Below are 15831 nucleotides of genomic sequence, written 5' to 3' on the forward strand. Positions count from 1 at the left end.
AGCTTCCACCGAACAACCGTGCACCCGAGCTGACCGCCGAACTCCCGCCGTCCACACGCGCCTCGCCCCGATTTCTGCGCCCCGCAGAGTCTCCGTCGCCCGTGCCTGAGCGCCCGACCCGCCTTTATGCGCCCCGCTGGCGTCGGCGTGCTTCTTTTCATCCTGTACGGCTTCGCATGGGTTACCCGCCCCACCGACGTCGGCGCGCGACATTCCAGCGCCGGTCGTGAACGCTCACGGGGCGCTCACCGTAACGACTCGTTCTCAGCCGCCTTCTTCGGACTCGCGCATGACCGAGTTATGAGCGACGACCCCAACGACGCTTGGGCTCCTGCGGAGGAAGCGGCTGGATGGCGGTCACGTCGTCGGCAGGAGGCGCCTCCGCCGACAGCGTCTCTGCCAGCGGCGTCTCGGCGTGCGGTGCGTCGGCGTGCGGTGCGTCGGCGTGCGGTGCGTCGGCGTGCGGTGCGTCGGCCGGGGTGGCGGGGCCGAAAGCGTCCCACGGCTCGGCGTCGCCGGTCTCGGCGGCCGAGGCGGCGCCCAGGGGCCGCTCAGGCGAGTCGTCGTACGGGCCGGAGCCCCCGGGAGGGATGTCGGCCGGCGGCTGCTCAGCGGGCACCAGAGCCTCGAACGGAGCCCGATACGGCTCCTCCTCGGGGCGGCTGAAGGCATCGAAGTCGGGCTTGGCGGGCTCGTGGCTGAACGAGTCGAACTCATCCGGATGCAGCACCACAGGCTCACTCGGGGCCATGGGCGGCTGCTCGGTGCCGTAGCCGGGCTGCCCGTACATGTTCGGGTCCTGATAGACCGCGCCGTACTGGACCTGTCCGCCCGGATAGGTCTGTACAGGGACAAAGCTGATGATCGGCGCGTACGCCGTGCCACCCGGATAACCGGGCGCCGGGAAGGCTGCCGTGGCATAGCCGGGACCTGCCGGGTAGCCGGTCGGTCCCGGCCCACCAGGGGCACCAGGACCACCGGGGGCTCCCGGGAAGCCGGGCTGACCCGGGCCGAGCTGCGGGCCCGCCTTGCGTACGGCCGCCGCGTGGGCCATCCGGCGCAGGCGGCCCTCGAAGATGAGCACCGCGAACAGCGCGAGCAGCACCAGGATGAGCGCCGGGATGCTGAGCTGCTGGGCCACCGTCCGCTGGTCGTACTCGGGGGCCGCGTTACGCAGTTCGAGCCCGACGGACTCGTCCGTCGGGCTCTCCGCCGAGGTCAGCGATGGCGACGTCGAGGGAGTCGGGGTGGGCGCCGCCACGCTGGGCAGGATGACGGCCGGGTCCGTGTCCTCGGGCGTGGCCGAGGGGGTCACGGACGGCACGTCCACGCTCTGCGACGGGAGCGGCTGCAGCTGCGAGGGCGTGGTCTTCGGGGTGCTGGGAGTGCTGGACGCGCTCGGCTTCTTCGACTGCTTCGGGGTGGACGTCTTCGTCGTCGTCTTCGTGGGCGCGGTGACGGTCTTGGTGATCGTCGTTTCCGGGTCCGGCGTGGGGGTGCCCAGCGTCGTGGTGATGGTGACGGTGGTCTCCGGTGTGGTGTCGCACACTTCCCCGGCATCGCAAGGATCGACGGTGGGGTCGTAGGCCACCGCGGAGGCGCTCGCGCTCTGGATGACGAAGGGGACCACACCGGCGCCGGTCAATCCCAAGGCCAGGATCAGTGCGGACACGGCCGTCGCTCGCGTACGTGCCACCTGTGCCCTCCGCGCAGTCCCGAAACCATGGTCAAGGGAATCCTAGCCGGGTAAAAGTAACAGTAAAGACGGAATTACAACACCTTTCGCCACAATCGCGCGCGTTGTGCCCTGGCGACCAGCCACAGCCCTCCCAGCAGCACCGCGATCCCGCCGGCGGCCCACGGCAGCCCGCGTACGCCTGCCAGGGGATTCACCCGCTCGGCCGGGTGAAAGCGCTTGCCGGAAATGGCGAGAGGCAGTGGCGCCCCGACTTCTTCGGCCGAAGTCATCGCGCCCCATCCAGTCACCGCGCCCGCGCCAAAACCGGGAGTACCAAGTCCCTGGGTGCCTTGTTCTGGGGTGCCGGGTCCCGGAGTAACGCCAGTGCCGAGCCCCGAAGTCCCTGCGGGGCCGACTCCCGGAGTGGCCAACCCTGAGGTGCCGCCAAGGACGGTTCCGGACGTCACGGGGGGAGCGACCTGAGGCAGTCTCAGTGCGGGCTCGCGGTGCGTCTCCGGTGGGAGCACCTGGGCCTGTACGGTCGTGCCGCCCGGGATTCCGCCAGACGCGTGCCCGTGACCGGTCGAGACGGTCCGCAGGTGGGACTTGCCCGGATGGCCGTTTCTGAGACTCTGCCTTTCAGCAGGTGCCTTGCCGGCCGGGTGAGCGTCGTCGACTCCGGGCCTGACACGCACCGCCCGGCCGTTCAGCGCGACGTCACCACGCGGGATCTCGACGAACGTCCCCGTGCGGTCGTCGGCGGACTCCCCGCGGGCCGCCACCTCACCGCGCGTTCTCTTCGAAAGGCCCTCAGCAGTTGCCTTCGTCCTGTTCGAGAGGCCCTCACCAGTCGGCTTCGTCCCGTTCGAGAGGCCCTCAACAGAGGTTTTCGCCCCTTTTGAGAGGTTCGCAAAAGACGCCGCTTTAACAGGCGGTTTGACGGGTGTCGCGGTGGAGCCGACGACGGTCGTGACAACACCGCCCGCCATCTCACGCGCCCGAGCAGCCGCCGTGAGCACGACCTCCTGCGGTCCGCGCGGCACGGTGAGCAGCACGTCCACGGACCGATCCTCCGCCGCGTCACCCAGCGCGCACACCCGAGCCTCAGGAACAACCCTCGGCACAACCCCGCCCGGCACGCCCCCGCCCGGCACGGTCGCTGTCGGCGCGGTCGCGGCTGGCGCGGTGACCACCGACGCGGTCATCATCGACGATGGCCCGGACGCCAGGACACCGACCGATGCCGGCTCGGCCCCGACCAGCCCGAACCCCTGTCCGCCAGTCACCTGCCCACCCGTAGACGCCCCGCCAATCGCCTGTCCACCCGTAGACGCCCGGTCAATCGCCTGTCCACCAGCCGCCTCACCCGCGAGCGCGTTCACCGCCGCGGTCCGGGCCGCCAAGGCACCGTCTAGTGCCGGCTCACCGCCGACCGGCCGCCCGCCTACCTGAAGTCCTCCGACCGGCCGGCCGCCCGCCTGAAGTCCACCCGTCTGAAGTCCGCCTGCCTGAAGCCCGCTTTCACCCAGCCCCGCGCCCGATCCCCCAGGGGTCGCGACGGGCAAGCCAGGACACGTCATCGACGTGAGGGCCCGCGCCGGACTGGTCGCCACCGCGAGCCGGGCGTCATGCCCCAGCCCGTCCAGACTCACCCGGAACCGCAGCGCGTCCCCGGTCCGTACCCACTTCCCGAAGTCGGCCGGATCGCCCAGCCGCTCGAACACCAGCGCCATCCCAGCCGCTCCAGCGGCCCTGAAGACCTGGGCCGCCACGGGCTCGCACTGGATGCCCACCACAACCGACGCCCCGGCGAAGGCCAGTGCCCCCGCCACGATCCAGCCATGTCTGACCACGTCGCCTCCCCCCGGTCGAGTGACATTACTCGCAGTAATCGTTATGTCACTCAGAGGAGACGGTTAATCCTGCCGGAGCAGATCTTCCACGGCGTTCATGAGCGGCAGATCCGCCTGGAGCCACGCCACGTCGTAGTACTCGCCGGGCCCGAGCCACCGCAACGCCAGATGCTCCTTGGCCTCCGGCACCCCCGAGACCACCCTGGCCAGCCAGGCCCGCATCACGTACCCCTCGGACAGCGGCCAGTCACCGCCGACCCGCGCGCCCACGGACACGGTCACCCCGAGTTCCTCGCGGCACTCCCGGATCAGCGCCTCGATCTCAGCCTCGCCGGGATCCACCTTGCCGCCCGGGAACTCCCACCCGCCGGCGAGCGTAGGCGGCTCGGCCCGTTGCGCGGCGAGCACGCGCCCGTCCGACGAAACGATCACTGCGGCTACCACGATCACTGTCATAGTGCGGCATTCTGCAGCTTCTTCAGCTGTTCGAGCACGTCTGGGTTCTGTAACGGTCGGGTGAAACCCACGATATTGTCGCGCGCCTGGTAGCTCGTCACCTTGATCGGCCCGCAGAGCGTGCAGCGCGCCTCCACCATCTTGCCCTTCGACACGACCATCCCGACATGTCCGGGGCTGTCGGGTCCCGTGCCCGGCCCGGCGTTGAAGAACACCAGGTCGCCCGCCTGTTCCTCGCCCTGCGAGATCTTCACGCCGAACGGCCACTGCCCGAACGTGGTCCGCGGGATCAGCAGCCCCGCCGCCCGGTAGGCGGCGTAGATGATGCCGGAGCAGTCGAACGCGTCGGGCCCGGTCCCGCCCCACAGGTACGGCTTGCCGCGCTGGGCCAGCGCGAACTCCAGGATCTTGGCCACCACGTCGCTCGGCGCGGCCTCGACCAGCGGATCGTCGCAGGCGTCGTCGGCCTGCGGCGGCACCTCGACGTCACCGGACTTGGCGTAGCCCTTGGCGATCTGCTCGACCTGGTCGACGTACCACCAGGCGCGGTTGTAGATGAACAGCGCCTGCCGTACCTTCTCCGGAGCGCCGTTGCGCTTGAGCATCTTCGCGGCGCCCAGGATGGCGTCGGCGGGGTCGTAGACGTTGCCGACGCCGTCGCCGTTGCCGTCGGAGGCGTACCCACTGAACTTCGACGACATCGCGATCTGCGCCTTGCCGCCCCACGTGCTGATCAGGAACTGCATCGGCCCGGCCGCGCCCGCGTAGTTGGTGCCGCTCTTGACGCCCGCCATGTTCGAACGGCCGTGGTCGGTCTCGCGTTTGCCGACGGCGGCCAGGATGTTCCACTGGACGCCGATCTTCTTGCCGAACTTCTTGTAGAGCTCCAGGTAGTCGGCCGGGATGTCCGCGGCGCCGGTGTCGGACACCTCCTGTACGGGGGTGCCGCCATCGAGGCAGTCGGTACGGCCGGTGCCTCCGCTGCCGAGGAACGACGGGATCGAGGTCATGAGCATCGGCGACATGATGATGACGGCGAGGAGCAGCACCCCGGCGGCTCCGATCGCCAGGGCGACGTGGGCGCGGGAGCTGTTCACTCCTGGGTGTCTCCGTCCTGGCCGTCGGCGGCGGGTTGCAGGTCGAAGACCCGCCAGTCGGAGCCCATCTGACTCACCGTGACCGCGTAGTCGTCCACGAGTTGCTTGTTGCCGCTCTTGGCGGTGATCTGCTGCGTCCCGGTGACCACGAAGACGACCGACGACTGCTCGACCTGCCTGATCTCCTTCATCTTGGCCGTCCCGGCGGCCACGACCTCGTCGGCTCGGTCATGGTCGACAGTGCCGGGCGAGGTGCGCGTCCTGGCCAGCACGTTGCCGAAATCTGCGGTGGTGAACACCTTGACCCGATTCGCGTAAGCCGACGGCTCCTCGTCGTAGCGGAACGTCCCGTACGCGGCGGTGAACCGCTCAGCCAGGTCGGCCGCCGCGGCGAGTTGCTCCTTCGTCATCGGCAGATAGGAGTAGATGTCGAACGGCTTGCCGCTGGCGGTCGCCAGCGGCTTGCTCGGCGCAGCCGGTGAGACGGTCGTGGTCCGGCCGGCGGACGGCTGCCCGGCGTCCGTGTCACCGGAATCCGGCCACATCGTCAGGTAGATGCCGACGGCGGCGATGACCGCCACGATGGCGGCGAAGGCGACGCCCCGCCTGTCACCCGGCTGCGCCATGATCAGTCCCTGTCCGGATTGCTGGGCTTGAGCCAGAACGGCACGGACGGCTCGTCACCACCGGAGCTGCCGCCGCGGCGGCTGCTCGGCAGCCAGAGCGGCGGCGCCTCGGAAGAGCGGCTCGCCGGCTCGTCGGCCGGGCGACGCGAACCCGAACCACCGCCGCCACCGAACATCCCGCCACCCGACGAACCACGACTCGCCGGCCGGGCCCCGCCCGAACCGCCGGATCCGCCGGAGCCGCCGGAACCACCCGAGCCACCAGAACGACCTGAGCCACCCAGCCAGGACCCGCCCGACCCGGAACCGCCCGATCGAGACCCGCCCGACCCGCCTGATCCGCCGAACCGGGTGCCACCCGACCTGGTGCCACCGGAGCCGCCCGAGCCACCGCGCGAAGCCCAGCCGCCCCCGGAACGCCCGCCGAACCAGCCACCGGAGCCGCCCGCGCCACTCCCGGCGCCGGCCGTGGAACCAGCGGAACCGCCTGACGAGCCGCCCGACGGCCGTGATCCACCGGATGCCGGAGTGCCACGGGTACGGGTCGGCGTGCCGCTCAGGTTGAGCGGTGGCGCGGCCCCGGCACGCGGCGCCGGCACCTGCCTGCCCGCGGCCTTCCCGCCCTGCTGGTCGGTGTTCAGCGGCGCGGCCGTGGCGGGCACCCGGGTGCCGGAGGCGGCCGTGCCCTCCGCGCCCTCCTGCCCGCGGGCCCGGCCCTGGGCGACCGTGGCCGCGGCCGCCGCGGTGCCCGCCGAAGCGCCCATCGCGGCCGCCTGGATGAGGGGCTCGGCCTTGCGCGCGCCCCAGCGGCCGATCCTGGCCGCCGCCACCGGCGGCAGCGCCGAGGACGACCGCTCCAGTACGGAGGAGCTCGCGGCCTCGCCGAGCATCCGCGTGGTCAGCGTGTGCCCGTTCATCGAGGCGAACAGGTGCTGGAACGGCCGCCGGTAGAAGAACACCGCGATCGTCAGCAACGCCATGAACAGGATCTGCAACCCCCACGGCATGGCGGTCGAGATGATCAGCGCGTAGCCGTACACCAGCACGCCGAGCACGAGCGCGAGCACGGCCTGCCGGAGCAGCGTGCCGATCAGCATCTCCACCCACCGCATGGCGATGATCCGCCCGCTGCCCGGATGCACGCCGATCAGCAGGAACACCGGCCCGAGTATGAGCAGCAGCAGGAAGCCGACCTTCAGCACCAGCAGCGAGACCGCCACCAGGAAGATGAGCACCCCGGCGACCAGAGCGGCGATCAGCGCGCCGATGGCCACGCCGAGCCGGCTGGTCCAGTCTCGGCCAGAGAAGATCATATAGCGCGAGTCGTTCTTGAGCTTCTCCGCGATCTCAGCGTATTTTGCCTGGTGAGCGCCGACGTCCGGAGCCGGTTGATTGGCCGTGGCGGCCGGGATCGACTGGGTCTCCAGCATCGTACGGCCGAAGTCGCGCACGATCGGCTGGTTGGGGTCGGCGGTGCCGAACAGGCCCATCAGCCACGGCTTGCAGACCAGCGTGGACCACAGCGCCTCGGCGTTCTGGTCGACCCCCGGTGTGCCGGTCTGGCCGTAGCCGCCCGCCTTGACCTCCGGGTTCGTCTGGCCGGGGCCGGGCAGGCAGGAGGCGCCGCCCGCACCGGGCAGGCCGGAGAAGGCCGAGTTGACCACCTCGCCGGTCTTGTCCGTGACGATCTTGCCGAGGCCGGTGAAGTCGCCGGGCCTGCTGAAGAACCAGGTCGCGACCGTGACCGCGAGCACCATCCAGATGATGCCTTCGGCGGTGGTGGTGGCCCGCTTGCGGATCAGCCCGTACCAGGCCAGCCAGATGGCGCCGATGATGACGAGGGGCCGGAGCAACGGCCAGTACATGGCGTTCGACAGGTTCACCACGATGTCGTCGACCACGTCCTTGATGGACTGGAGCGGCCCTTCCGTGGCGGCGGCCTGGTAGGTGGTGATGGTCACCCGGTCGATCGCCTTGGCCCACAGGAAGATCGTGTTGGCCCAGGTGTTGCCGAGCACCGCGGCGAAGTCGGAGCAGCCCAGGTCGTACGTGTGCCAGAACTGCCCGCTCATGCCGAACTGGGCGTAGTTGGTGGTCGGCGCGGCCGGGCCGCCCTCGGGCACGGGCGGCATCATCATGCCGTCGGAGCCGCTGCCGATCACCTCGGGAGCGAGCGCGCCGGACAGGTCGCAGGGAGCCGCGGCGCTGGCGGGTGAGAGCGCGCCCACCACGATCGGCACCACGAGGATGCTCACGAGCAGAGCCAAAGCGAGCGCGAAACGTCTGGGTAGCCGGAACTTCATGACCGCACCTCCTGCGCTCTGCCGCCTACTCCCCCTTGACGATCATGATGCCCGCTGTCGCTGGGTTTGTCGTGTGTCGGATTCGTATCGAGCCAACGAAGCAGGTCATCGGAGATCAGGTCTACTCCGATGCGCCCCGCCCTGCCATCCAGATCGCGGAAAATGCATTCGCCGTTGCCGAGCGATCTCAGTACGGCCTTGTGCTCTTCCGACGCCTCCACACCGAGCAGTGACATGACGTGATCGACCTCCACCCGCTCGGTGGACCTGAACGCGAAGACCGAGGACAGGCAGTTGGTGACCTGCTCGTTCAGCAGGTCACCGGCGTTCTGAGAGACGAGCACCAGCGCGGTGTTGCGGGAACGACCCATGCGGCTGACCTCCGGCACCAGCTTCGCGCCCTCCGGCGTGGACGTGATCGCCCACGCCTCGTCGAGGAAGATCGCCTTCGGCGCACGGCGGTCCAGGCTGTTCATCAGCCGCCGGGCGAACTGGGAGACCAGGTAGAGCAGCGCGACCGACAGCCGCTGCTCATAGGAGTAGTCATCACGGCCCGTGGCCACGTCGGGCAGCGTCAGACCGCCGAGCGTGAACACGGTCGTCCAGCCTTCGGTGTCGACCTGGTCGCCTCCTGAAGGGTCGAAGCAGAGCTTGGCCAGCCGCATCTCCGACATGGAGCGGAGCACGGCGCCCAGGTTCTTGGAGGCGGCGTCCGCGGACTGCTCCAGGAACTCCACCACCTTGCCGAGCGACGGATCCACACCGTTGGACACCGCCGCGACGGCCTGGATCATCGCCGACTCGCGTTCCTCCGACATCCGGGGCAGCAGCAGCCGCAGCGTCTCCGTGGCCATGGTCTTCTTGGCCGCGATGTCGTCGCCGAACGAGAACGGGTCGAGCAGGCCGGGCGCGGCCGAGCCGAGCGGGATGACGCGGGCCTTGCGGTCGCGCTTCTGCAGTAGCTGGACCAGCGACTCGGCGTCGCCCTTGGGGTCGATCACGGCGACGGTGACGCCGCGCAGCGCCATCTGGTAGATCATCAGCAGCGCGAGCGTGGTCTTGCCGCCGCCGGGCTCGCCGGTGATCGCGATGGCCGTCGGCCGGTTGCGGGTGGCCGCGACGAGCGGGTCGAAGTGCACGATGCTGCGGGCCCTGCCGACGGTCTCGCCGATATAGGGACCGAGCCAGCCTTCGCTGCCGTCGCCCAGCCGGTCGCCCAGGTCCACGGTCGCCGTGGCCATGCCGCCGGCGATCGTCCGCAGCGGCTGCCGCTGGGCGTAGGCGTTGACCCTGACCTTCTCCCCCGGCAGCGCCTCGCAGAACAGCGAGAACTGGTCGCCGGTCGAGTTGACCACGTCGATGCCCATGTCACGGTAGTGCTCGACGACCGCTTCGACCCGCTGGACGCACATCTCCTCAGTCGGGGCCGACACGATCAGCCGGTGCCAGCCGTACACGAAGGGCAGTCGTTCCTTCGTGATGCCGTGCTCCAGCATGCGGGCCGCGTCGATCTGCTCGGCCAGCGCGAGCGGCGCCTCCGCGCCGGCCTCGCGGATGTGGATGTCCATGTCGCGCGCGTGCGCGAGCTTGCGCGCGACGTCCTTCGACGCCTTGACCGGCGGGATGAGCCGCATCCGCGACGAGACCTCGACGGGGAAGGGCAGTTGGTCGGCGAAGTGCAACCACGGCTCGCCGTCCGGGAACGGCATGATGTCCGGGAAACGGGCGAACGACAGCTGCGCGACATAGGAGTCGCCCTGCGGCTGCACGATGCGCAGCAGCGACCTGCCGTTGTGGATCTCACCCTCGACCAGCGACTCGATCTCGCCCTTGCCCCAGCGCCGCTTCGGGCTCGCCGACGGCGGCGGGTCACCGAGCGCGCCTGCGGCCGAGTGCTGGAACAGCCACGCCACCTCTACGGAGGTGGCGTGCCTGGCGTAGAGGGCGCTGGAGGCGAGTGCTCGGCCCAGCCGTTCGGCCTGTTCGGTCCATCTGCCGATCTCGCTGTCCGGCACATGGTCGTCCTCGATCCCGAGCGCCTTCTCCGTACGCTGGTAGAAGCCGAAGAGCTGCGACAGCACGCCTTCGCCCATCTGCTTGCCCCGGGGGCCGAGGCGGACGCCGATGTAGACCTCCTTGGACCAGAAGTCCTTGGCCCAGACGTGCCGGTACATCTCCTCCAGGTAGTCGCGCCAGCCCGACCCCTCGTCGGAGGTGGCGTTGAGCGCCATCGCCCATTCGGCCGCGGGATAGGTGCGGTGCGCGACCCTGAGGTGTACCTCGGCGTCGGGCATCCTGATCGTGGCCAGCGCGATCGTGATGTTGGTGGCCAGCGCCTCACGCTCTTCGGGCGTGACAAACTCATAGCTGACCGTCGGAAGGCGGAAATACGCCCATGCGGAGGTGTTGGTGAGCAGGATGCGGTCGTCGAAATAGCGGACCGCCAGGCGCTGATGCGCTCGGGACGCCCTGCTCATGCCGCCCCCTCGGCGCATGAACAAGTCAGACCTGCTCGCACGTTCACTTATCGCTCACCGATTCTCGTGCCCGGGGGGTCACTCGCCAACTCCTCTTCGCTCGGACGGACCGTCTTTGCCGCAAAGCCCGCGACCACGACTCCGGCGAGGGCGAGATAGGCCCGCCGCCCGGCCGCGCGCAACTGCCCGGGATCGACGACCCCGTCGCCACTCGGCGCCAGGTCGTCTTCCCACGGGACCCTGACGATGGCCCGGCACCTGCCCCTGGCCACCGACTCCGCCTGCTCGACATCGGCCATCGAACGCCTGCTCACGCCGTTGACCACCATGACCGCCCGCCTGCGCAGGTCCGCGCAGCCGTGCCCGTCGAGCCACTCGTACGTCATCGCCACCGCCTCCGCCGCCTCCTCACTCGCGGGGACCACCAAAACCAGCTGGTCGGCGTACGGGAGTACGCGGGCCGCGAGCGCGGCGGCCGGATCCATGACGGCCAGCTTGTAGTGCCGGTCGAGCAGGTGCATGACCTGGCCCAGCCGATGGTCGGAGAACAGCGTCCGGTCGGACAACCGCTGCTCGGCGCCCGCGTCGGTGTCGGCGCCGATCACCTCGAGCCCCGACGAGGTGCGGGTGGTGTAGCCCCGCATGGTCAGGTAGCCGCTGACCCGGTCGAGCCCCGACAGCAGCGAGGCCAGCGTCTCGGGGGTCTCCGGCTCGATCTTGCTGGTCAGGGTGTTGCCGCCGGTGTTGGCGTCGATGGCCACGACCCGGTCGTCCCGATACTGGGCGAACGTGTGGCCCAGCATCAGCGCGGTCGTGCTCTGCCCGGCGCCACCGGTGCAGCCGAGCACCACGACCCGGCGACTGCCGCTGAACACCGCCCGCGCCCTGGCCTCGTCGATCTCCGATCCGTCGGTCCGCACATTGCCGCCACCGACGACCACCTGCGCGATCCGCCGCCAGCCACCGGAGTCCCGGCCCACCACGGACTCGACCCGCCGCACCTTTTCGCCGGGCTTGGGTCCCGGGGCAACCTGCCTGGCCGCAGGCGCCCGCCCGCCCGGCTCCCGCTCAACCGGCCCACTCTCGAACGGCCCGCTCTCGAACGTCCCGCTTCCCGACGGCTCGGCCCCGGACGCGGCGGCGCTACCGGACTCGCTCGCATCCGACTCGGCTCGCCCGCTCTTCGTGGGACCGACGTCTTGACGGGCCCGCTCGGTTTTGGCGGGACCGGTGTCTTGACCGGCCCACCCGCCCCTAGCGGGTCCAGCGTCTTGACCGGCCCGCCCGCCCCTGGCAGGTCCAGCGTCTTGACCGGCCCGCCCGCTCCTAGCGGGTCCGGCATCCTGACCGGCCCGCCCGCCCCTGGCGGGTCCAGCGTCCTGACGGGCCCGATCGCCCCTGGCGGGGCCGACGTCTTGACGAGCTCGCTCGCTCCTGGCCGGGCCGATCTCGTGGACGGACGCGGTGGTCGTGGGCTCGTCATGCCCGACAGGAGCCGTCTCGGTCTCCTGCGCCTCGTCATCGCCCGTCACCGGCCGGATGAACCGCACCGGCTTGCCGTCGGGACTGACCGGCCAGAGCCGTTGCGCGTCCGGCAGCACCAGCGGCGGCCCCTGCCTGGGCGGCTGCCCCTTCCGGTGCTGATCACGCGCCACCTCGTCCGCCCCAACCGCGCGAACCTCCTCAGGACCGTCACTCTCGTCCTGCCGCGATTCCTCACCCCGGCCCACACCTGAGGACTCGCCCGCCTCAGCTCGCTGCCCCTCCTCCACCACTCCGCCAGCCGCGACATCCCGAGACCCCACCCCGCCACCCAGCACCTCAGTGCGCGCCGCCTCCGAGCGGGTCGCCTCCGAGTGCGCTGTCTCCGCGCGGGCCGCCTCAGTACGGGTCGTTTCAGCGCGCGCCGTCTCCGGCCCCGCCGTCTCCAGACTTGCCGTCTTCGAGCCCGCCGTCTCCGGGTCCGCTGTCTCCGGGCGGGTTGCCTCCACGCGGCCCGCTTCTGTGCGCGCGACCTCAGCATGGACCGTTTCTGGACGCGCTGCCTCAGCACGCGTCATCTCTGCGCGGGCAGCATCCGCGCGGGCGACTTCGGCGGGCGCCGGCTCGCTGGACGGTGGGGTGTCGGCGCTCGCGGCGAGCTTGCGGAGCCGCCGTAGTGCCTCCGTGTCGATCGGCTTCCCGGCTGCGGCGGGCCGGTCCTCACGCGACGCGTTCCGAATCTCCGCCGCCCCTTCCGGCGACAGCGACAGCGACTCAACCGACGCTTCCCGTACTTCCCGCGTTCCCCGTACAGCGTCCGCTTCCCGTACGGCCTGCGCCTCGTCAGCGCCCGGCACGAACCCAGCCATACGGGCGATGTCAGAGACGCCCTCCCGAGCCGCGCTCTTCCCGCGCACCACCGAGGACGGCTCGTCGCCCCGCCCCGTGGCGCCCCGGCGCCGCTCGTCCGCCCAGGGGACCTCGCGGCCGCCCTCGACCAGAGGCGTCTCCTCCGGCCGTGTACCTCCCCGCGATCCCAGCCCCGACGTCGACCGAGAGGAGCCCATCGCGAGTGTCTTGTCCGGGCTCGTGGGAGTCTCGGCCAGGTCGGCGCCCAGGGCGGGGGCGGTGCCGCGACGCGGGGCCGAGCCCCAGCCGGGACGGGCGGGCCTGGACTCCGCGACCGGAGCCTGCGCCGCCGCAGCAGCGGCGGCCGCGACCGCTGGGCGGACCTGGCGCGGCCCGGTCACCGGCTCGGCGCCGACAGCCGGCTTGGTGCCGGCGACAGACAGATTGCTACCGGCGGCAGACAGTTTGGCCCCGGCGACGGACTCGGCGGCGATGGCGAGCTCGGCGCGGCGCTTGCGCTGGGGCTGGCGCGCCTTGCGTGGTGCCTTGGCCCGCTTGGGCGTGACCCGCCAGACGCGGCCCGCGAAGGTGATCACCTCCGGCTCGGCCGTCGGCGCCATCCGGCACCAGGCCCGCGGCTCGCCCACGTAACGCAGCTGGGACTGCAGGAGCTCGGTCAGGCGCTTGTTCTCGATCACCGGCCGGGTGGACAGCCAGGTGACGATGCCCGGCGGCACCAGGTAAAGCACGTGCCATGGTGCGTGAAATTGGATGCCCACGAGCATGAGGAGCAGGGACCATGGAGCCAGGACGCCGACGAACACGCCGATCCACACGATGGGAAGCGGCATCGGCAGCCGTAGGTCGTACAGCTTGTAGAGCCGCTTCTCGATTCGCCAAATATTGGTATACGTGGGCAGGTCCACGCGGTCCTCCTCTCCACCCGCTCGTACAATGACCGCCCCTGAGCGGTCTCAACCCTTTACTTGATGCCCAGTGCTCCCGCGATTGCCTTCGCCGTCACCTCAATGATGTTGGGAACGTAGAAGATCACGCCGATGGCGATGGCCAGGATGAGGAACTGGACGAACCTCGTGATCTCCCTCGTGAAGAGGAAAAAGAGGGCGACCACGGACACGACGACGAGGAAGAGCGGAGCGAAGAAGGCCCGCAGGAAGTTGGCGAGCCCCGCGGAGTCGATCCCGGTGGGGGCGGGTGTTGGCGCCAGTTCCATCATGTTGAGCAGTATCGTTTTCAAGATCACTTCTTTGTCCTCCCGGGGTTACCGATCAGCAGTGCGTGAGTGCGTCTACCCAACGGCCCGACCGGCGCCGCGGATGTCATCGACGTACCATTTGTCGCCCTGCTTCTCGACGGTGAGGCGGTATGCCTGCTCCAGGCGGGCACCGGCCGCGTTGAGGTCGGTGTTACTCGTGTCGGCTGACGGGGCCGCGCCACTGGGCACGGTCCACACCACGACCACCTGGATCTCCCTGGTGGCGCCCCCCACAGGCACCACGATCTCCTTGAGCTCGGCGAAGGTGAACGCCCCGCCGAAACTCGCGATGCTCTTGCCCGCGGCGACGTAGCGCTGCAAACCCGTCGTGTCGCCCGAGCCGTAGTTCTTGAAGAAGTCTTCCATCTGCGGCTTGAGCTCCGCGGCGACGGCGTCGTCGTTCTCGGGCTTGGCGAGCTGGGGCAGATCGGCCCGGCCCGGCGCCGGCAGTATCGCGGGCCGGCCGGAGACGACGAACTTGCCGGCCCCGTCAGCCGAGTAGTAGATCGGGACCGACAGCATCATCCGGCGGGAGCCCGTCTGGAAGGCCACGGTGACGACCGCGTCGTTGGCGTCGGTGGCCTCGATGTCGTACGGCTGGATCGCGACGGCGGCCAGCTTGCCGTTGCCGTCCCAGCCCATCTGCTGATCCATGCCGTCGGCCAGGAACGCGGCCAGCTTGCCCGCCCTGCTCTGCGCGTCGGCCGGGCTGAAATTCAGATAGACGCCGGCGAACTGGGCGGCGAACGCCATGCCACGGTCGACCGGGAATCCGTGATTGGCCACGGGCGCCTCATTCGGAGTCGCCGCGCTCCCCTGAGTAAACCTCTCAAATGGGGCACGGACCCCATTAACCACGATAACCGCGATAAGTGCCCAGAGAATGATGCGACCGGTCCACACCAGCCATCGCCCGCCGGCGCCCGACCAACCGCCCCGGCGCGGCCTGCGGGCAGGCGACACGTCGAAATCAGCCATGTCGTGGCGTGCCGAAAGCTCGGGGTCGCCAGGGATCCGAGGACCCTGCTGGACGGTTGACCTACGAGCCATCACGCCTCCGCTCGCGCCGATCCCCCGGGCTGGCGCGGTGTCGTCCGTTGCCGATCCCCATCATCTGCGGTAAAGCAGTCACACTACCTGCCTCCGCCATTGTTCCAGGAAAGCCACGCCCATGCTGCAGGCATCGCCGTCCATGGGCAAACCAGGTGCGCATGACACGCTGGAGCGCCAACCCTTGCAATTTGCCCTGCCAAATGGGCATTTGACCAGGCCAGAGGCCGGTATTGGCATAGCCCGGCGGCCATGGGTTCCTGTCCAAAGCAGCCATGGACTCTCTTTGACCTGCGGAATTGGTATAGCACGCGAACGGCCGCACACCCCCTCAGGGGTCCGCGGCCTGGTGCGTTGCGCGCCCTCAGGCAGGCTCTGAGTCCTGTCCCGGGTCGTGTCGTCTCCTACTCCGCAGATCGACCACCGTGGGCCGTACCGACCGCTCCAGGGAGCCGCGGAGGTCTTCGAGCATGGTGGCGGCGTCCTGGTCACGCATCCGCGTGGCGAGCTCTTCGCGCTCGTCCACTTTCCTGCGCAAGTACGCCTCGCGATTGACGCGCAGGCCGTACATGAGCTCGACCCGCAACAGGGCGAGCTCCTCTTCGAGGCTGATACCCGCGAGTGAAGGTGCTGGACGTCGTTTCCGGATGATGCGACGGATCATGAGGGCCCTCCCGAGTCAGC

The 15831-nt window shown here is 70.0% G+C and carries 11 protein-coding genes; all 11 read right to left on the reverse strand.

Going from position 1 to position 15831, the window contains the following annotated elements:
* Positions 1 to 298: 298 nt before the first annotated feature.
* Positions 299 to 1696, reverse strand: a complete 1398-nt coding sequence (locus ACGFNP_RS32415) for a hypothetical protein (RefSeq protein WP_393325235.1) — start codon at positions 1694 to 1696, stop codon at positions 299 to 301.
* A 74-nt stretch (positions 1697 to 1770) separates the two neighbouring features.
* The gene (locus ACGFNP_RS32420) at positions 1771 to 2739 is read right to left on the reverse strand and encodes a hypothetical protein (protein ID WP_393325237.1); all 969 of its coding nucleotides are present in this window, start codon (positions 2737 to 2739) and stop codon (positions 1771 to 1773) included.
* Positions 2740 to 3594: 855 nt separating this feature from the next.
* A complete protein-coding gene (locus tag ACGFNP_RS32425) occupies positions 3595 to 3987 on the reverse strand; it encodes a (deoxy)nucleoside triphosphate pyrophosphohydrolase (RefSeq protein WP_393325239.1) in 393 nt (130 codons plus the stop codon).
* Positions 3984 to 5084 (reverse strand): NlpC/P60 family protein, encoded by a 1101-nt coding sequence (locus ACGFNP_RS32430; RefSeq protein ID WP_393325241.1) that lies wholly within the window; start codon positions 5082 to 5084, stop codon positions 3984 to 3986. Before ACGFNP_RS32430 ends, ACGFNP_RS32425 begins: the two co-directional genes overlap by 4 nt.
* Positions 5081 to 5710 carry a hypothetical protein gene (locus tag ACGFNP_RS32435; protein ID WP_358328553.1) on the reverse strand — a complete coding sequence of 210 codons (630 nt, stop codon included), beginning with the start codon at positions 5708 to 5710 and terminating at the stop codon, positions 5081 to 5083. The genes ACGFNP_RS32430 and ACGFNP_RS32435 overlap by 4 nt, the downstream gene beginning before the upstream one ends.
* 2 nt (positions 5711 to 5712) lie before the next feature.
* Positions 5713 to 8013 (reverse strand): type IV secretion system protein, encoded by a 2301-nt coding sequence (locus tag ACGFNP_RS32440; protein WP_393325243.1) that lies wholly within the window; start codon positions 8011 to 8013, stop codon positions 5713 to 5715.
* The gene (locus ACGFNP_RS32445; protein ID WP_358328548.1) at positions 8010 to 10490 is read right to left on the reverse strand and encodes an ATP-binding protein; all 2481 of its coding nucleotides are present in this window, start codon (positions 10488 to 10490) and stop codon (positions 8010 to 8012) included. The genes ACGFNP_RS32440 and ACGFNP_RS32445 overlap by 4 nt, the downstream gene beginning before the upstream one ends.
* A 47-nt stretch (positions 10491 to 10537) precedes the next feature.
* Positions 10538 to 13747 carry a TcpE family conjugal transfer membrane protein gene (locus tag ACGFNP_RS32450; RefSeq protein WP_393325246.1) on the reverse strand — a complete coding sequence of 1070 codons (3210 nt, stop codon included), beginning with the start codon at positions 13745 to 13747 and terminating at the stop codon, positions 10538 to 10540.
* A gap of 56 nt (positions 13748 to 13803) precedes the next feature.
* Positions 13804 to 14058 carry a hypothetical protein gene (locus ACGFNP_RS32455; RefSeq protein WP_358328904.1) on the reverse strand — a complete coding sequence of 85 codons (255 nt, stop codon included), beginning with the start codon at positions 14056 to 14058 and terminating at the stop codon, positions 13804 to 13806.
* 72 nt (positions 14059 to 14130) lie between these two features.
* Complete coding sequence (locus ACGFNP_RS32460; protein WP_358328542.1) at positions 14131 to 14883, reverse strand: conjugal transfer protein; 753 nt, start codon at positions 14881 to 14883, stop codon at positions 14131 to 14133.
* 628 nt (positions 14884 to 15511) lie between these two features.
* Positions 15512 to 15811 (reverse strand): hypothetical protein, encoded by a 300-nt coding sequence (locus tag ACGFNP_RS32465; RefSeq protein WP_358328539.1) that lies wholly within the window; start codon positions 15809 to 15811, stop codon positions 15512 to 15514.
* Positions 15812 to 15831 lie beyond the last annotated feature (20 nt).

Source organism: Nonomuraea sp. NPDC049269, assembly GCF_043197155.1.
In the GTDB taxonomy this organism is placed as follows: Bacteria; Actinomycetota; Actinomycetes; order Streptosporangiales; family Streptosporangiaceae; genus Nonomuraea.